A 17,461-nucleotide genomic window follows, 5' to 3' on the forward strand; every position below is an offset into this window, starting at 1 on the left:
AAGGTCGTGAGCTTGACTAACTACCTTTTGGCGCCGAGGGGCGCGAGGTAGCGTCTCGAAACATGGCATCCGTGCACGACATCAGCAACAAATTCGTCCGCGACTTCGTGGCGCTCGACCCCATCACGGCCACGAGCCTGGGCTTCGCGGGATCCGACGACCAGCTCACGGACCTCTCCCCGGACGGGCACGCCGCGCGTGACGACCTCGCCGCCCGCGCCCTCGCCGACGTCACCGCCGCCCAGCCCGCGGATGCCTCCGAGGAGGCGGCCCGCGCCGTCTTCCTGGAACGGATCGGCCTGGAGCACGAGCTGTACGAGGCAGGGGAGACCGAGTCCTCGCTGAACGTCATCGCGAGCCCGATCCAGTCGGTGCGCGACATCTTCGACCAGATGCCCACCGACACCCCGGAGCAGTGGGCCACGATCGGCCGCCGCCTCGCCGCCGTGCCCGCCGCACTGGACGGTCTGCGCGCCTCTCTCTCACACGCCGCCTCCCGCGGAAACGTCTCCGCGCTGCGCCAGGTCACCCAGGTCGCCAAGCAGTGCGACACCTTCGCCTCCACCTTCTTCCTCCCGTTCGCCGCGTCCGCGAACGTCGACGGCACCGTGCGCACCTCTCTCGACGCGGGCGCACAGGCCGCAGCCGCCGCCTACGCCGACTTCGCCTCGTTCCTGCGCACGACGCTCGCACCGCAGGCGCCCGCGAAGGACGCCGTCGGCGAGGAGCGCTACCGCCTCGGCTCGCGCTACTTCACCGGCTCGCGCCTCGACCTCGCCGAGGCGTACGCGTGGGGCTGGGAGGAGTTCCTCGGCATCGAGGCCGAGATGAAGGAGATCGCGGCGCGGCTCAAGCCGGGCGCCTCCCTCAAGGAGACGGCGGACTACCTCGACGAGCACCCGCGCTACCAGGTGCACGGCCAGGACGGCCTGCGGACGTGGATGCAGGAGCTGTCCGACAAGGCCCTGCTCGACCTGCGCGACGTGCACTTCGACCTGCCCGACGCGCTGATGAACCTCGAGTGCAAGATCGCCCCGCCCGGCGGTGCCGTGGGCGCCTACTACACGCCGCCGACCGCGGACTTCTCCCGTCCCGGCCGCATGTGGTGGTCGATCGCCGAGGGCAAGTCGGTGTTCCCGACGTGGCGCGAGACCTCGACCGTCTACCACGAGGGCGTGCCGGGCCATCACCTCCAGTGCGCGACGGCCGTGTACCAGTCCTCGACGTTGAACGACTTCCAGCGCCTCATGTGCTGGGTGTCGGGCCACGGCGAGGGCTGGGCGCTCTACTCCGAGCGCCTCATGCGCGAGCTCGGCTACCTCGGCGACGACGGCGACCTGCTCGGCATGCTCGACGCGCACCTGTTCCGCGCGGCGCGCGTCATCATCGACATCGGCATGCACCTGGAGCTGGAGATCCCGGCCGGCACCGGCTTCCACCCCGGCGAGCGCTGGACGCCCGAACTCGGCCTGGAGTTCATGCTGACCCGCACCCTCTCCGAGGCGGCGCACGTCCACGACGAGATCGACCGCTACCTCGGCTGGCCGGGCCAGGCGCCGTCGTACAAGATCGGCGAACGCCTGTGGCTGGCCGCCCGGGAGGACGCGCGGACCCGCAAGGGCGCCGACTTCGACCTCAAGCTCTTCCACAAGGAAGCGCTGGAGATGGGCGCGATGGGCCTCGACACCCTGCGTGAACGGCTCGCCGCGCTCTGACCAACCGGTTGGTCGCAACGCCCTGAACGGCGCTGATATCCGATGTATCGGATATCAGCGCCGGCTAGGCGGGATCGGCGTAGCTGATGCGCACGCGGTTCGTGATCGGCTCCGGGTCGTCGGTCCGCACGAACTCGAGCCAAGGGCCAGGCTCGGGCCGCACCGACGCGAACCCGTCACCGCTGCGCACCACCGGGTGGCCGGTCGCCTCGGCCGACGCCTGCGGATCGGGGGAGTCGACGACGACGGCCGCGATCACGCCGGGGTACTCGGGGCGGGGTTCGAGGACGCAGAACTCGTTGCCCTGCGGGTCGCGCAGCACCACCCAGGGCACGTCGGCCTGGCCGACGTCGGCGGGTTCGGCGCCGAGCTTCAGGGCGCGCGCGACGATGTCCGCCTGGTGTTCGGGCGATGTCGAGGCCAGGTCGATGTGGACCCGGTTCTTCTCGATCTTCGGAGCGTCGCTCCACACGAACGTCAGCTCGATCTCGTCGCCGGCGAACTCGGACCAGAACGCGGCCAGCGCGGAGGGATCCGCCGACTCGAACGTGATTTCCACGCGTGCGAGGGTACTGTCTCGCGCGTGGCGAAGCTGGTGCTCGGACCCCTTCTCAGGTATGTCGACGCAACGTCCGCGACGGTGTGGGTCGAGACCGACACCTCGTGCGAGGTCGCGGTGAACGGACGTGCCGCGCGCACGTTCCAGGCAGGTGATCAGCACTTCGCGCTCGTGCGGCTGGAAGATCTGGGGCCGCGCACCGAGTACGAGGTCCGGCTCGACGACGAGCTCGTCTGGCCGGAACCCGGCAACGAGTTCCCGAAACCCGTCATCCGCACCGGCGAGGTCCGGCGGATCGCCTTCGGGTCGTGCCGCGCCGCTCCCACCCAGCCGCTCGGGCCCGACGCGCTGGACGCGTTCGCGCAACGCCTGATGAATACGCCGGAGGAGGAGTGGCCGCAGGCCATGATCCTTCTGGGCGACCAGGTCTACGCCGACGAGCCCACCGAGGAAACCAAGCAGTGGCTGAAGAAGCGTCGTGACGGCACGGAGGAACCCGACGGCGAGGTCGTCCACTTCGGTGAGTACGCCCGGCTCTACCACGAGACCTGGGGCGACCCGGAGATCCGCTGGCTGCTGTCGGTCGTGCCCACCGCGATGATCTTCGACGACCACGACGTGCGCGACGACTGGAACACCTCGGAGACGTGGCGCAAGCAGATGGCCGACAAGCCGTGGTGGAAGGACAGGGTCCGCGGTGCCATCGCGTCGTACTGGGTCTACCAGCACCTGGGCAACCTCGGCCCGGCCGAGCTGGCGAAGGATCCCTTGTACGCCAAGGTGAAGGCCCAGGACACGGACGTGCTGCCGTTGCTGGAGGAGTTCGCCGAGGCCGCCGACAAGGAGGTGGACGGCAAGAAGTCGACGTGGTGGAGCTTCCGCCGCGACTTCGGCCGGGCCCGGCTGCTCATGGTCGACACGCGCTGCGGCCGCATCCTCGACGAGGGTGCGCGGCAGATGGTCAGCGACGACGAGTTCGCCTGGATCGAACGCAACACCGAGCACGACGACGAGTACGACCACCTGCTGATCGGCTCGTCGCTGCCGTGGCTGATGCCGCACGCGCTCAGCCACATCCAGTCCATCAACGAGATCGGCGCGCAGAAGCCCGGCTGGCAGGGCCGGGCCGCCGAGAAGTTCCGGCAGGCCGTCGACCTGGAGCACTGGCCCGCGTTCCGCGCGTCGTTCGACCGGCTCTCCCGCATGATCGAGAAGGCGGGCAACAACGGCGCCGCGACGGTGTGCGTGCTCTCCGGCGACGTCCACCACAGCTACGTCGCCGAGGCCGAGTTCGCCAGTCCGACCAAGGCGTTCGTCGCGCAGCTGGTGTGCTCGCCGATCCACAACGAGGCGCCGAAGATCCTGCGGCCGGGGTTCCGGCTGTCGTGGTCCCGTCCGGCCTCGAAGGTGTTCCGGCGGCTCGCGACGTTCGTGGGTGTGCCGCAGGACCTGGTGCACTGGCGCAAGACCAGCGGCCCGCACTTCGGGAACTCCGTGGCGCTGCTGGACTTCGACGGCCGCCGCGCCCGTTACCGGCTGATCTCGGCAACGGGCGGGGAGACGGCGTCGGTGTCACTTGGTCGCGAGCCGCAGTAACGCCCACAGCTGCGCGATCGCGTCGTGGTCGCCGATCGTCTCGACCAACCGGTCGGGCAACCGCCCCCACAACCAGCGGTACATCGTCATCGGACTCGCCGACACCTGCGCGTCCGCGACGTGCACGTCCTCCGGGTCGACCACCCGCCACGCCGACGCGCCATGCGGACCGCAGCGCGTGAGCCACAGGTGGTCCTCGACCTGGATCGTGACGAGGGCGTCCCGCGACCCCAGCACCCCGAGCACGTCCAGCTTGTGGCCCAGCCACAACGCGAGCACCTCGTCGACGCCGTCGACCGCCACCTCGTCGGTGACGGCGCCGGCCTCCATGCCCGCGGCGCCCTGGACGTCCATGCGGTGCAACGTCGTCTCGTGGGCGAGCCGTCGCCGCCAGAACCCGTAGTCCTGTTGTTGAGGCCACCACGTCGCGCACGGCTCGTCCTCGTCGTGCGCTTCGAGCCGCGCGATCACGGTCCGCGCGCCCGAGCGCATGAACTCCAGCGGGTCGCCGCCAGGCTCCGGGTGGTCCTGCCACTCGCCGGTCCCGGGTTCGCGGCCGAGGTCCATCCACGCCAGCGCCCAGCGGTAACCACCGCCGACGTGCCGCACGGTCTCCCCGAGGTTCAGCCCGGGGCAGGCCGGCACGCCCTTGTGCGGCGGCTGACCGATCGCGGACATGGCGAGCAGTTCCGCTTCCCGCCGCAGAACTTCCAGATGGTTCACCTTCGTGCCTCGCTCATCACGCGATCGACGAGCGCCACGAACTGAGCGGTCTGGCGCACCAGGTCGTCGGCCGTGCGCGCGTTGACGTGCCTGGTGATCCCCGCGAGCACGGCGGCCCGGGTGGACGACCACGACGCGAAGAAAGCCGCCCACTCACCCAGTTCGGGGGCGATCGCCGAGAGCAGCACCCACGCGCTGGTCGGCCGGGAACGCCCGCGATGAGGACGGCCCCGCAACGCGAGCACCGCGGCGGCGGCGCGCAACGCGGCGAGGTAGGCGGTCGCGAACCGCTCGGAGGGCTCCGGTGTGCCCTCCGCCTCGGTGAGCGAGTCGTGGGCCTGTCGCAGCAGGGCCAGCGCGGACGCGGGCGGTGACGACAGGGGTCGTGGCGACGGAATCGGGACGGGGACTGGGAAGGCTGCCGGATTCGTGATTTCGGCTGTCATCTCGGCCTCCTCGTGGCGTCGGCGAACGACGTCACCGCCGAGGGGAAGCCGGCGGCTCTCGGAGGTGGGGTGCTTCCCCCACCCCACCTCCGAGGCATGGTGAGACTCGAACACATGTTCGAGTCCCCGCTAGCGTAGCTCCCGGCCGATGGATTCCTCAACCCGCCCCACCACGTGGGCGCGAGTCGTGGTCTGATGGAGACGTGAGTGCGCTCGAACACCCCGGAATCCGCAAGGTCGCGGAGGCTCTGCCGCCCGCCACCGCCGGACGCATCGTCGTGCTGCCGGACGCCGTGCGGACAGCGGCGGCCGCGGCGGAAGCGGTGGGGGTGCAGGTCGGCGCGATCGCGAACAGCCTGGTCTTCGCCGCCGTGCGCGACGGCGAGGCCGCCCCGTTGCTCGTGCTGACGTCGGGCGCGCACCGCGCGGACACGTCGCTGGTCGCCGCGCTCGTGGGCGCGGACGCCGTCAAGCGCGCCGACCCCGAGTTCGTTCGCGAGCACACCGGCCAGGTGATCGGCGGCGTCTCACCGGTCGGGCACCCGGCGCCGATCGAGACCCTCGTCGACGAGTCGCTCTCCGGCTACGCCGAGATCTGGGCCGCCGCGGGTCATCCGCACGCCGTCTACCCCACGACGTTCGCGGACCTCGTCGCACTGACCGGCGGCCGCGTGGCCACCGTGGCCGTGTCCACCGGCGAGGTGCCGGCATGACGGCGTCGCCGCGCCTGGAGCGCATCGTCGAGTTCACCGCGCAGGAGCTGAACGTGCGGCTGGGCGAGGCCCTCGCCCTGTACGTGACGGCCATGAACTACCCGCCCGGCACCGTCGAGCAGCGCGCCCCGATGTGGCTCGCGCACATGATGCGCGAGGACTGGCGCTGCGTCGTCGCGCTGGGGGAACAGGACGAACTCGTCGGCATCGGCTACGGCTACCGCGGCGCGGCCGGTCAGTGGTGGCACGAGCAGGTGCGGCGCGGCCTCATGCAGGTGTCGCCGCCCGCTGTCGTGGAGGACTGGCTCACCGACTACTTCGAGCTCACCGAACTGCACGTGCTGCCGCGCGCCCAGGGCCGTGGCCTCGGCGAGGACCTGCTGCGCCGCCTCATGGAGGGCGTGCCGTCCTCCCGCGTGCTGCTCTCCACGCCCGAAGGCCCGAGCAAGGCGTGGAAGCTCTACCGCCGCGTCGGCTTCGTCGACGTGCTGCGCCACTACCAGTTCACCGGCGACCCGCGCCCGTTCGCCGTCCTCGGCCGGACCCTGCCCGTCGTCTGACCCTCGTCGCACGTCCTTCAAGCCCCCGAGTCGTTCCGGCTCGGGGGCTTGTTGTTGCGATCACCAGGTCCCGCCCCTACCCTCACCAATATGCAATATATTGGATATGGGTCACTGAAGGAGCGGGCGGCGGCGGAGATCCGCACGGCCATCGTGCGCGGCGACCTGGAACCGGGCACGCCGATCAAGGACGTCGAGCTCGCCGAGAAGCTCGGCCTGTCCCGCACCCCGGTGCGCGAGGCGCTCGCCACGCTGACCGACGAGGGCCTGGTCGAGACCAAGCCGCACGCGTACACGAGGGTCACCGCGCTGGAGGCGGAACCCGTGCGCGACGCCCTCGTCGTCGTGCAGTCCATGCACTCCCTCGCCATCGGCATCGCGGTGCCGAAGATGACGGCCGACGACATCGCCGCGATGCGCGCCGCGAACAAGGCCTTCAAGAAGGCGCTCGACGCCGACGACGCCGCCGCCGCGCTGGCCGCCGACGACGAGTTCCACGCCGTCGCCGTCCGCTGCTGCGACAACTTCGCGATCACCGCGACCATCGACCGCTACACCCCGCTGGTGCGCAGGATCGAGCACAGCCGCTTCTCCTCGCCGCACGCGCGCCACTCCGTGACGCAGCACCAGCAGATCATCGAGGCCTGCGAGAAGGGCGACGACCTGCAGGCCGCGACCTTGGTCGACCAGAACTGGAGCACCCTGAAGGAGGAACTGTGAACAGATTCCCGCTGCTCTTCGGCCCCTCGCCCGTCCACCGCCTCGACCGCCTGACCTCCCACCTCGGCGGCGCCGCGGTCTGGGCGAAGCGCGAGGACTGCAACTCCGGCCTCGCCTACGGCGGCAACAAGACCCGCAAGCTCGAGTACCTCGTCGCCGACGCCCTCGCCACCGGCTGCGACACCCTCGTGTCGATCGGCGGCATCCAGTCCAACCACACCCGCCAGGTCGCGGCCGCCGCGGCCCGCGCCGGCCTGAAGGCAGTGCTGGTGCAGGAGAGCTGGGTCGACTGGGCCGACACCGGCAGCGACCGGGTGGGCAACATCCTGCTCAGCCGCATGATGGGCGCCGACGTCCGGCTGGTCAGCGCCGAGTTCGGCATCGGCGTAAAACCCGCCTGGGAACAGGCGATCGAAGAGGTCCGCGCGCACGGCGGCAAGCCCTACCCGATCCCGGCCGGCGCCTCCGACCATCCGCTGGGCGGCATGGGCTTCGCGAACTGGGCCGACGAGGTCCGTCAGCAGGAGGCGCAGCTCGGCGTCTTCTTCGACACGATCGTCGTCTGCTCGGTCACCGGCAGCACCCAGGCGGGCATGGTCGCGGGCTTCGCCGGCGAGACCGGCCGCCGCGTGCTGGGCATCGACGCCTCCGCCAAGCCCGCCGAGACCCTCGCCCAGATCACCCGCATCGCCCACAACACCGCCAAGCTGCGCGAGGTCACGGTGTCCGAAGAGGACATCCTCCTCGACGACCGCTTCCACGCCGGCACCTACGGCATCGCCGACGAGTTCACCGTGGACGCGATGCGCCTCGGCGCGAGCCTCGAAGGCATGATCACCGACCCGGTCTACGAGGGGAAGTCCCTGGCGGGACTCATCCACCTCGTGTCGTCGGGGGAGATCGGCCGCGACTCCACCGTCCTCTACGCACACCTGGGCGGACAGCCGGCACTGAACGCCTACAGCTCCCTGTTCCCCGCGTAGGAAGGGGAAGGGAGAGGACGCTGCGGGACATCCAGCGGACTGGGCGAAGGCGAGTTGAGCCCAGGAGCGGCGCGGCGGGACGTCCAGCGTGCTGGGTGAGGCCGGGCTGAGCAGGGGCGTGGGCGCGGCAGGACGTTCGGCGGGCTGCGTGAGACGAGCGCCCTAGCCGGGCGTGAAACGGTGCTGTGGCAAGGAATGCGCGAGCGGGCACGCACGCTCTGGCATCATGCTCGGAGGCGGAGGCCCTTGGGCGTGGCTCGGAAGCCCGCCTCCTGGAGGACCGTGGCCAGGTGGGAGGTGAGGGCCACCTCGCCGTCGGCTCGCTGGACGGCCAGCTGGCCCAGCCAGCCGTCGCGGACCGCTCGGCTCAGGGCGTTCGCGGCGATGCGGAGGGTCGGTTCGTCGTCGGTGAACGACAGCAGGGACTTGCCTCCTCGTTCCACGTAGAGGGCCGGGGTGCCGTCAACCAAGACGGCCAGCGCGCCTGCCTTGCGGGCCGGTCGGTGTTTGCCCTCGCCCAGCGGGGGCGGCCAGGGGAGGGCGGCGCCGTAGGGCTGGGCCGGGTCGGCCGCGGCCAGGACCACGGCCGGCTGGTCGGACGGGGCCTGCTGGCCCGGCGGGCGGGAGAGGGCACGCATCCGGTCCACCGCACCGCGGGCCGCGAACTGGGCCGCGCCCAGGCCCTCGACCACGTAGCCGCGGATCACCTGGCCGGACTCCTCCATGGCGCGCAGGACCTTGTAGACGCCGCTGAAGCCTCCGGTCACCCGTTCGGTGTCGAGGGCGCCCCTGGTCAGGACGCCGTGGCGTTCCAGGAACGCCTCCGCTCGGGCGTGGGCCCGGCGGGTCGGGTCCTGGGCCGGGACCACGGCCAGGGACCAGCGGCCCGCAGCGGTGGGCGGGCCTGTGCGGGACGGCATGTCCGGGCGAGCCGCGCGCAGGCGGGCGTAGCGGCCTCGGGGAGCGGTGCGCCGGGGTTTGTGGGCCGCGCCGCCGCCGGACACCAGAGCCCGCAGCGGGGACAGGGTGTCGTTGGTGATCAGGCCCGCCCACACCAGGTCCCAGAGCGTGCCGACCACTTCGGCGTCCGTGCACGCCACCGACAGGGACGTGCGGTCCACCACCTGGCGGAAGAACAGGGCGCCGCCCGCCAGGGACTCCAGGACCGCGGTGTGCAGCGGGGACTCCGGGATCGACTCCGGCACCAGGTCCGGCAGCAGGAGGTCGGCCACGTCGGTGGGGGCCAGGGCGATCCAGCCGTCGCCGCCGGTCAGGGCGCCGCAGCCGGTCCAGGTCACCTCGCCGGACGCCGTCAGCTCGTCCAGCAGGGCCGGGTAGTAGCCGGGCAGGCGGGACGGCAGGAGCAGGGACTCCAGCGCGCTCGCCGGGAGCGGGGCGCCCGCCAGCTGTTCCACCACCGAGAAGACGTCGTCGATCGTCGGGGCCGAGCGCAGACGGCGGCCCAGGCCGTGCCACTGCGGCAGGAACCGGCCCAGCGCCGCGGGTTCCACCGGCTCCACCTCGGAGCGCAGCAACGCCAGCGAGGCCCGGCGGAGGCGGCGCAGGACGTCCGCGTCGCAGTACTCGGTGTGCGTGCCGCCGGGGCGCAGCTCGCCGCGTACCAGCCGGCCGGTCGCCGCCATCCGTTCCAGCACCGCCGTCACCACGGCCACGCCAAGGCCGAAGCGGGCGGCCGGTTCCGACGCCGGGAACGGGCCGTGCGTGCGGGCGTACCGGCTCAGCAGGTCGCCCAGCGGGTCCGCCACCGGCTCCATGAACGCCTCGGGCACGCCCACCGGGAGGGCCACGCCCAGAGCGTCGCGGACCCGGCCCGCGTCCTCGATCGCGATCGTGCGTTCCTCGCCCGCGATGCGCACCCGGATCGCACGGCGTTGCGCCAGCAGTTCGTCCAGCCACTCGCGCGGGACGCCGCGGTCCAGCGCCTCGGCGTCGGAGAGATCTCCCAGGAACCGCAACAGGTCCGCGGTGTCCTCGGCGTGCCGGGGGCGCCGGTCTTCGCTCAACCGTTGCAGGGCGCGTTCGACCTCGGCCACCACGTCCGGGTCGAGCAGCTCGCGGATCGCCTCCGACCCCAGGAGCTCCGCGAGCAGCGTCGAGTCGAGCGACAACGCGGCCGCGCGGCGTTCGGCCAGCGGCGCGTCGAGCTCGTAGAGGAACATGCCGACGTACCCGAAGAGCAGGCTGCGCGCGAACGGCGACGGCGACTTCGTCTCCACCTCGACCACCCGCACCCGCCGCGCGCGGACGTCCGCCATCAGCTCGCGCAGACCCGGCACGTCGTACACGTCCTGCAGGCACTCGCGCATCGCCTCCAGCACCACCGGGAAGCGCTCGTACTTCGAGGCGACCGACAACAGCTGCGCCGACCGCTGCCGCTGCTGCCACAACGGCGTGCGCCGGCGCGGATCGCGGCGGGGCAGCAGCAACGAGCGGGCCGCGCACTCGCGGAACCGGGCCGCGAACAACGCCGAGCCGCCCACCTCCGCGACCACGATCTGCTCGACCTCGTCCGGGTCGAGCAGCACGTCCTCGGCGCCCGCCGTCACCTCCACGCCCTCGTAGTCCAGCGCGTCCGGCAGCCGCAGCACGATGCCGTCGTCGGAGTGCGCCGCCTGCACCTCGACCCCGCGCTTCTCCCGCAGGCGCGCGGCGATCGCCAGCGCCCACGGCGCGTTCACCTGCGCGCCGAACGGCGAGTGCACGACGAGCCGCCAGTCGCCCAGCTCGTCGCGGAACCGTTCCACCAGGACGGTCCTGTCGTTCGGGACGTGCCGGGTCGCCTCCCGCTGCTCGCCCAGGTACGCGAGCAGGTTGTCCGTCGCCCACTCGTCCAGCCCGGCGGACGTGGCCCGTTCGCGCGCGGCCGCATCCTCCATCGTGGACACCTCGCGCAGGAACTTCCCCATCGCCCGGCCGAGTTCCAGCGGACGGCCCGGCGCGTCGCCCTTCCAGAACGGCATCCGCGCGGGCTGTCCCGGCGCGGGCACCACGATCACCCGGTCGTGCGTGATGTCCTCGACCCGCCACGACGACGTGCCCAGCAGGAACGTGTCGCCGACGCGGGACTCGTAGACCATCTCCTCGTCGAGCTCGCCGACCCGCGAGCCCGGCCCGTTCTCCGAGGCCGGCGTCATGACCGCGAACAGCCCCCGGTCGGGGATCGTGCCGCCGGACGTGACCGCCAGCCGCTGCGACCCGGGCCGCCCGCGCAGCTCGGAGTTCACCCGGTCCCAGGTGATCCGCGGCCGCAGCTCGCCGAACTCCTCGGACGGGTACCGCCCCGACAGCATGTCGAGCACCGCGTCCATCGCCGAGTCCGGCAGCCCGGCGAACGGCGCCGCCCGCCGCACCAGCGCCGTCAGGTCCGCGACCGGCCACGACTCCATCGCCACCATCGCGACGACGTGCTGCGCCAGCACGTCGAGCGGGTTGCGCGGGAACCGCACGGCCTCGATCGCGCCGTCGCGCATCCGTTCCGCCACCACCGCGCACGACACCAGATCGCCGCGGAACTTCGGGAACATCACGCCCCGCGACACCGCGCCCACCTGGTGCCCGGCCCGCCCGACGCGTTGCAGCCCCGAGGCGACCGACGGCGGCGCCTCGACCTGCACCACCAGGTCGACCGCGCCCATGTCGATGCCGAGCTCCAGCGACGACGTGGCCACCACGCACGGCAACCGGCCCGACTTCAGATCCTCTTCCACGGCCGTGCGCTGCTCACGCGACATCGACCCGTGGTGCGCGCGGGCGACGGACGCCGTCTTCTGCACCGTCATCCCGGACTGCCCGATCGCCTCGGCCGGGAACGACTCCAGCTCGGAGGCCTCTTCCGCGAGCTCGTTCAGGCGCGCGGTCAGCCGTTCCGCGAGCCGCCGCGAGTTCGCGAACACGATCGTCGACCGGTGCGCCCGCACCAGTTCCAGCACCCGCGCCTCGACCGACGGCCAGATCGACGTGCGCTGCTCGGCACCGGCCGCGGACCCCGACACCTCGCCCGTCGGCTGGCCGAGCAGCGCCATGTCCTCGACCGGCACCTCCACCTCGACCTGGATGGTCTTCGGCGTCTTCGGCTGCACGACCGTGATCGGGCGCCCACCGGACAGGAACGTGCTGATCTCCTCGACCGGCCGCACCGTCGCGGACAGCCCGATCCGCTGCGCCGGGCGCTCCAGCAACGAGTCCAGCCGTTCGAGTGACAACGCCAGGTGCGCGCCGCGCTTGGTGCCCGCCACCGCGTGCACCTCGTCGACGATCACCGTCTCCACGCCCCGCAACGACTCCCGCGCCGACGACGTGAGCAGCAGGAACAACGACTCCGGCGTCGTCACCAGCACGTCCGGCGGGGTGCGCCCGAACGCCCGGCGTTCCTCCGGCGACGTGTCCCCGGTGCGCATGCCGACCGTGATCGACGGCTCCGCCAGCCCCAGCCGTTGCGAGGCCTGGCGAATACCGGTCAACGGCGCGCGCAGGTTGCGTTCGACGTCCACCGCCAGCGCCTTCAGCGGCGACACGTACAGCACCCGGCACCGCCGCTTCGGTTCCGCCGCGGGGCCCGCCGACGCCAGCCGGTCGAGCGCCCACAGGAACGCCGCCAGCGTCTTGCCCGAGCCCGTCGGGGCGATGACCAGCGCGTGCTCGCCCGCCGCCGCGGCCGCCCACGCCCCTGTCTGCGCCTGGGTGGGCGCGGCGAAGGCCCCGGCGAACCACTGCCTGGTCGCCGGTGAGAATGCCTCCATCACGTCCATGGCGACCATCATGGCAACCGGGTCCGACAATTTCTGATTACGCAGGTCCGAGTACCCGCCGAAGCCCGCTGTGGCACGATCACCCGGTACGTCCTGCGAGGGGAGCACGGTGCGCGTCCTGTCCGTCGACCTGGGCACCGCCAACACGGTTGCGGTGCTGTCCGACCACGGTGTGGTGGATGTGGACGGTGGGCCGACGATGCCCTCGTCCGTCTACCTCGACGAGGACGGCTCCCTGCGCGTCGGCCGGGAAGCGGAGCGGCGCTCGCGCGAGGACCCGTCGCGCTACGAGGCGAACCCCAAGCGCCACATCGACAAGGCGACGCTCAAGCTCGGCGAGCGGAACCTCCCGGTCAACGACGCGCTCGCGGCCATCTACGAGCGCGTCATGACGGCCGTCACGGCGCTGCTCAAGGGCGAGCACCTCGACGAGATCCGCCTGACGCACCCGGCCGAGTGGGGCCCGAGCAGGCGCAACCGGCTGCTGTCGTCGGCCAGGCTCGCGGGCATGACCGGCGAGCTCGTGCCGGTGCCCGAGGCCATCGCGGTCGCGTCGCTCGGCGGTGGCCGCCCGCTCGCCGTCTACGACTTCGGCGCCGACACGTTCGACGTGTCCGTGCTCGACGCCCAGCACCGCATCCTCGCCGACGGCAGCCTCAGCGACGTCGGCGGTCTCGACGTCGACCAGGCGCTGCTGGAGCACATCGGCCGCATGGTGTCGCACAAGGACCCGGCGGGCTGGCAGCGGCTGCTGCGCCCCACCACGCTCGACGACCACCGCGCCCGCCTGGGCCTGCGCGAGGAACTGCGCCTCGCGAAGGAGGACCTCTCCGAGCTGCCTCAGGTCGAGGTGCTGATGCCGGAGCCGTTCGAGAAGGTCGTCATCACGCGCGCCGAGCTGGAGGCGCTGGTCCGGTCGAGCCTGATCCGCACCACCGAGGTCCTGATCTCGACGGTCCGCAGGGCCGGGGTGACGCCCGAGCACGTCTACCTCGTCGGCGGCTCCTGCCGGATGCCGCTGGTCGCGCAGATGATCGCGGAGAAGGTCGGCATCGTCCCGACCAACCCCGACCACCCGGAGACGATCGTCGCGACCGGCGCTCTGGTCGTGGACCGCGAGATGATCACGCTCAAGGCCGAGGACGACAAGCCCAAGTTCGTCGAACCGCCCACGGTCGTGACCGCGCCGGTCAGCCCCGCCGTGACCGGGCCGCACCCGGTGAACCCGAACGTCAGCGGCCCGAACCCGGTGGTCAGCGGTTCGTACCCGAGCGGGTCCTACCCGAGCGGCGCGTACTCGGCGAGCGGCACCTACCCGGTCACCGGCCCGTACCCGGTGAACCCGAACGTCAGCGGCAGCTACCCCGCGAACTTCCCTCAGCAGCAGGCGCCGAAGAAGGACAACAAGAAGGTCTTCATCGGCGTCGGCGCGGCGGTCGTCGCGGTCGCGGCCATCATCGGCGCGACCGTCGCGCTGTCCGGCCCGAGCCTGCCGAGCGCCGACGAGTGCAAGGACGACGTCTCGCAGGACGACCAGGGCTTCACGAAGTGCCTGCGCCAGCTCGCGGGTCACGTGCCCGACGGCGGCGGCTGCGAGAAGGCCGACTCCGCGCAGATCACCGGCATGGAGGAGATCAAGGGCACCGTCGTGAGCTGCACGATCCGCGACGGCTACGCGGTGCAGTACATCCTCACCGACAGCGTCACGGGCGCGGAGAACAACGCCGACGCCATCGCCAAGTCGTTCCAGACCGACCGCGTCGAGGCCGACTGGACCGGCAACGGCCTGCAGGGCGACTACCGCGCGGCGACCTCCAGCGGCACCGGCGTGCTCGTGTTCCGGGCCAAGGACCGCCCCATGTTCGGCATCCTCACCAAGAACGCCGAGGAGAACGCCGACGAGCTCAAGCCGGACGAAATGGCCGATTTCTTCGAGAAGTCGGTGCAGCCGGGCGAGTAACCGCCCCCGATGGACCTGTCGCGGCGGGGTCCGGCCGTGCCACGATCGCGATCATGGTGACCGTCGCGCCGCAGGTCGAACGCGTGCAGCGCAAGGTCGTCCGCGTGCTGACCGGCACCCAGGTGCTGGGCTCGGCGGCGGTGACGATCGGCCTCGCGTTCAGCACGCTGATCGCCGCGTCGCTGTCGGGGTCCGAGGCCGTCGGCGGACTCGCGCAGACAGCGGCCGTGGCCGGTGCCGCGCTGCTCGCCCTGCCCGGTGCCCGGCTCGCGCAACGCAGCGGGCGCCGTCCCGCGCTCGTCCTCGGCTACGGCATGGGCGCGCTCGGCGCGGTGATCGCCGCCGTCGCCGTGGGCCTCGGCCTGTGGCAGGTGCTGCTGGTGGGCCTGCTCCTGTTCGGCGGGGCGTCCAGCGCGAACTACGCGGCCCGGTACGCCGCAACGGATCTGGCGCATCCGCACCGTCGTGCGCGGGAGCTCTCCCGTGTGGTGTGGGCCGCCATGATCGGCGCGGTCATCGGCCCGAACCTCGCCGACCCCGCCGGGCGCGCGGCCGGTGCGCTCGGGCTGCCGGCGGGCGTGGGGCCGTTCCTGCTCGCCGCCGTCGTGCTCGGCGCCGCCGTGCTGGTGATCCAGTTCGGACTGCGGCCGGACCCGTTGGTCGTCGTGAAGAGCACACGACCGGTTGAACCTGCCCACTGCGCGGGGGGCTCCAGCGCTACGCCCGGTGGCCTGAAGATCTGGGGATCACTCGGTCCTATGGCACGGCTTGCACTCGTTGGTGTGATGTTGTGCCACACCGCGATGGTCGGGCTGATGTCGATGACGCCGGTGCACATGAACCACTCCGGGTCGTCGTTGCGCATCGTCGGCATCGTGATCAGCGTGCACGTCGCCGCCATGTACGCCGCCAGCCCGTTGTTCGGGTGGATGGCCGACAAGATCGGCCGCGTGCCGGTGCTCGCGATCGGCGCGTCGCTGGTGGTGGCGGCCTCCGGGGTCGCCGGGATGGCGCCCTCGCACGACGCGCCGCAGCTCGCCGCGGGTCTCGCGCTGCTCGGGCTCGGCTGGTCGGCCGGGCTGGTCGCGGGGTCCGCGCTGCTGACGGAGTCCGTGCCGGTGGACGACCGGCCCGCCGCGCAGGGCCTGTCCGATCTGGTGATGAACGTGGGTGGCGCCATCGGGGGAGCGGTGTCCGGCGTCGTCGTGACGGCGTGGTCGTACGCGGTGCTCGGGCTGATCGTCGGCTTCACCGCGCTGCCGCTGCTCGTCGTGTGCCTCCTGACATCGCTGCGCAGGCCCGTTCGTTAGGGTCTCGGAGTGCGCATCACCATGTTCCGCAAACTCATGGCGGGGGAGTTCGGCCAGGTCAGGGCCGAGATGATCGCCCACGACCACGTCCTGTCGTCGCTCGGCGGCCGCACCGCGGACCAGGCGCTGGAGGCCGGGATCGGCGCGAAAGAGGTCTGGGTCGCGGTCTGCAACGCCTTCGAAGTGCCCGAGAACCGTCGGTGAAAAGCCGGTTCGGAGTGTCACGTGTGCTCGAACACGTGTTCGGCTACAGTGGCCGCGACCCCCGGCTTCGCAGAATTGTCAGACCCCGCCAGTAGCGTCAGGTCCAACATGACGAAGCAACGGCAGACGACAAAAGGTGGACCCAAGATGGCACCCGCAGCACCCGACCGGGACAAAGCGCTCGAGCTGGCCCTGGCACAGATCGACAAGCAGTTCGGCAAGGGCTCCGTGATGCGCCTCGGCGAGGAGGGCCGTGCCCCGATCGAGGTGATCCCGACCGGCGCGATCGCGCTGGACGTGGCACTCGGCATCGGCGGTCTGCCGAAGGGTCGCGTCGTCGAGATCTACGGTCCTGAGTCCTCCGGTAAGACCACCGTCGCCCTGCACGCCGTCGCGAACGCCCAGAAGGCCGGCGGCATCGCCGCGTTCATCGACGCGGAGCACGCCCTCGACCCGGAGTACGCGAAGCGGCTGGGCGTCGACACCGACGCACTGCTGGTCTCCCAGCCCGACACCGGTGAGCAGGCGCTCGAGATCGCGGACATGCTGGTCCGCTCCGGCGCGCTCGACATCCTGGTCATCGACTCGGTCGCCGCCCTCGTGCCGCGCGCCGAGATCGAGGGCGAGATGGGTGACAACCACGTCGGTCTGCAGGCCCGCCTGATGAGCCAGGCGCTGCGCAAGATCACGGGTGCGCTCAGCGCGTCCAACACGACCGCGATCTTCATCAACCAGCTGCGCGAGAAGATCGGCGTGATGTTCGGCTCCCCGGAGACCACGACCGGTGGTAAGGCGCTGAAGTTCTACGCCTCCGTGCGTCTGGACGTGCGCCGCATCGAGACCCTGAAGGACGGCGGCGAGCCCGTCGGCAACCGCACCAGGGTCAAGGTCGTGAAGAACAAGGTCGCGCCGCCGTTCAAGCAGGCCGAGTTCGACATCCTCTACGGCAAGGGCGTCAGCCGCGAGGGCTCGCTCATCGACATGGGCGTCGACCAGGGCATCCTGCGCAAGTCCGGTGCCTGGTACACCTACGAGGGCGACCAGCTGGGCCAGGGCAAGGAGAACGCCCGCAAGTTCCTGCTGGACAACCCGGACATCGCCAACGAGGTCGAGAAGCGCATCAAGGACAAGCTCGGCATCGGCGCCACCCTCGACGCCGAAGAGGCGGCCCCCGCCGCGCCGGTCGAGTTCTAAGAGGTAGTG

The 17,461-nt window shown here is 71.6% G+C and carries 14 protein-coding genes; 10 read left to right on the forward strand and 4 right to left on the reverse strand.

The features are described 5' to 3' along the window. Positions 1-62 precede the first annotated feature (62 nt). The gene (locus ACFWNN_RS11340) at positions 63-1,715 is read left to right on the forward strand and encodes a DUF885 domain-containing protein (RefSeq protein WP_382439769.1); all 1,653 of its coding nucleotides are present in this window, start codon (positions 63-65) and stop codon (positions 1,713-1,715) included. Positions 1,716-1,779: 64 nt separating this feature from the next. Here ACFWNN_RS11340 and ACFWNN_RS11345 read toward each other — a convergent pair whose 3' ends face one another. Further along, entirely contained in the window at positions 1,780-2,274 is a 495-nt protein-coding gene (locus ACFWNN_RS11345; RefSeq protein WP_382439770.1) for a VOC family protein, read from the reverse strand. A gap of 24 nt (positions 2,275-2,298) precedes the next feature. On the opposite strand from ACFWNN_RS11345, the gene ACFWNN_RS11350 reads away from it, so the two are divergent. Then, positions 2,299-3,870, forward strand: coding sequence for an alkaline phosphatase D family protein (locus tag ACFWNN_RS11350; protein ID WP_382439771.1), 1,572 nt, complete (start codon positions 2,299-2,301; stop codon positions 3,868-3,870). On the opposite strand, the gene ACFWNN_RS11355 is transcribed toward ACFWNN_RS11350, so the two are convergent. Together ACFWNN_RS11355 and ACFWNN_RS11360 are read right to left on the reverse strand one after the other, a co-directional pair. Continuing rightward, positions 3,847-4,593 (reverse strand): maleylpyruvate isomerase N-terminal domain-containing protein, encoded by a 747-nt coding sequence (locus ACFWNN_RS11355; RefSeq protein WP_382439772.1) that lies wholly within the window; start codon positions 4,591-4,593, stop codon positions 3,847-3,849. The genes ACFWNN_RS11350 and ACFWNN_RS11355 overlap by 24 nt on opposite strands. Next, complete coding sequence (locus tag ACFWNN_RS11360; RefSeq protein WP_382439773.1) at positions 4,590-5,039, reverse strand: SAV_6107 family HEPN domain-containing protein; 450 nt, start codon at positions 5,037-5,039, stop codon at positions 4,590-4,592. The genes ACFWNN_RS11355 and ACFWNN_RS11360 overlap by 4 nt, the downstream gene beginning before the upstream one ends. 203 nt (positions 5,040-5,242) lie before the next feature. Here ACFWNN_RS11360 and ACFWNN_RS11365 point away from each other — a divergent pair, with 203 nt between their 5' ends. The 4 genes from ACFWNN_RS11365 to ACFWNN_RS11380 all read left to right on the forward strand — a co-directional run bounded on the left by ACFWNN_RS11365 (position 5,243) and on the right by ACFWNN_RS11380 (position 8,015). Next, on the forward strand, positions 5,243-5,752 hold the full coding sequence (locus ACFWNN_RS11365) for a YbaK/EbsC family protein (protein WP_382439774.1): 510 nt from the start codon (positions 5,243-5,245) through the stop codon (positions 5,750-5,752). Further along, entirely contained in the window at positions 5,749-6,312 is a 564-nt protein-coding gene (locus ACFWNN_RS11370) for a GNAT family N-acetyltransferase (RefSeq protein WP_382439775.1), read from the forward strand. Before ACFWNN_RS11365 ends, ACFWNN_RS11370 begins: the two co-directional genes overlap by 4 nt. Before the next feature lie 90 nt (positions 6,313-6,402). After that, complete coding sequence (locus tag ACFWNN_RS11375) at positions 6,403-7,032, forward strand: GntR family transcriptional regulator (RefSeq protein ID WP_382439776.1); 630 nt, start codon at positions 6,403-6,405, stop codon at positions 7,030-7,032. Further along, a complete protein-coding gene (locus ACFWNN_RS11380) occupies positions 7,029-8,015 on the forward strand; it encodes a 1-aminocyclopropane-1-carboxylate deaminase (RefSeq protein WP_382439777.1) in 987 nt (328 codons plus the stop codon). Before ACFWNN_RS11375 ends, ACFWNN_RS11380 begins: the two co-directional genes overlap by 4 nt. 224 nt (positions 8,016-8,239) lie before the next feature. On the opposite strand, the gene ACFWNN_RS11385 is transcribed toward ACFWNN_RS11380, so the two are convergent. Beyond that, entirely contained in the window at positions 8,240-12,784 is a 4,545-nt protein-coding gene (locus ACFWNN_RS11385) for an ATP-dependent helicase (RefSeq protein ID WP_382439778.1), read from the reverse strand. 109 nt (positions 12,785-12,893) lie between these two features. Between ACFWNN_RS11385 and ACFWNN_RS11390 the strand changes: the two genes are divergently transcribed. The 4 genes from ACFWNN_RS11390 (at position 12,894) to recA (ending at position 17,452) form a co-directional block, all read left to right on the forward strand. Next, on the forward strand, positions 12,894-14,744 hold the full coding sequence (locus tag ACFWNN_RS11390; protein WP_382439779.1) for an Hsp70 family protein: 1,851 nt from the start codon (positions 12,894-12,896) through the stop codon (positions 14,742-14,744). A 53-nt stretch (positions 14,745-14,797) separates the two neighbouring features. Beyond that, positions 14,798-16,054 (forward strand): MFS transporter, encoded by a 1,257-nt coding sequence (locus ACFWNN_RS11395; protein WP_382439780.1) that lies wholly within the window; start codon positions 14,798-14,800, stop codon positions 16,052-16,054. Between the two features lie 9 nt (positions 16,055-16,063). Next, on the forward strand, positions 16,064-16,258 hold the full coding sequence (locus ACFWNN_RS11400) for a DUF3046 domain-containing protein (protein ID WP_382439781.1): 195 nt from the start codon (positions 16,064-16,066) through the stop codon (positions 16,256-16,258). A 147-nt stretch (positions 16,259-16,405) separates the two neighbouring features. Further along, positions 16,406-17,452 (forward strand): recombinase RecA, encoded by a 1,047-nt coding sequence (gene recA, locus ACFWNN_RS11405; RefSeq protein ID WP_285646310.1) that lies wholly within the window; start codon positions 16,406-16,408, stop codon positions 17,450-17,452. The last annotated feature ends 9 nt before the right edge of the window (positions 17,453-17,461 follow it).

It is taken from the genome of Lentzea sp. NPDC058450, assembly GCF_042721395.1.
In the GTDB taxonomy this organism is placed as follows: Bacteria; Actinomycetota; Actinomycetes; order Mycobacteriales; family Pseudonocardiaceae; genus Lentzea.

Excerpts from the sequence above, each read along its gene's own strand:
- ACFWNN_RS11340 (WP_382439769.1), top strand. The coding sequence starts at position 63 with ATGGCATCCGTGCACGACATCAGCAACAAATTCGTCCGCGACTTCGTG.
- ACFWNN_RS11360 (WP_382439773.1), bottom strand. The coding sequence starts at position 5,039 with ATGACAGCCGAAATCACGAATCCGGCAGCCTTCCCAGTCCCCGTCCCG.
- ACFWNN_RS11370 (WP_382439775.1), top strand. The coding sequence starts at position 5,749 with ATGACGGCGTCGCCGCGCCTGGAGCGCATCGTCGAGTTCACCGCGCAG.
- ACFWNN_RS11375 (WP_382439776.1), top strand. The coding sequence starts at position 6,403 with ATGCAATATATTGGATATGGGTCACTGAAGGAGCGGGCGGCGGCGGAG.
- ACFWNN_RS11385 (WP_382439778.1), bottom strand. The coding sequence starts at position 12,784 with ATGGACGTGATGGAGGCATTCTCACCGGCGACCAGGCAGTGGTTCGCC.
- ACFWNN_RS11395 (WP_382439780.1), top strand. The coding sequence starts at position 14,798 with ATGGTGACCGTCGCGCCGCAGGTCGAACGCGTGCAGCGCAAGGTCGTC.
- recA (WP_285646310.1), top strand. The coding sequence starts at position 16,406 with ATGGCACCCGCAGCACCCGACCGGGACAAAGCGCTCGAGCTGGCCCTG.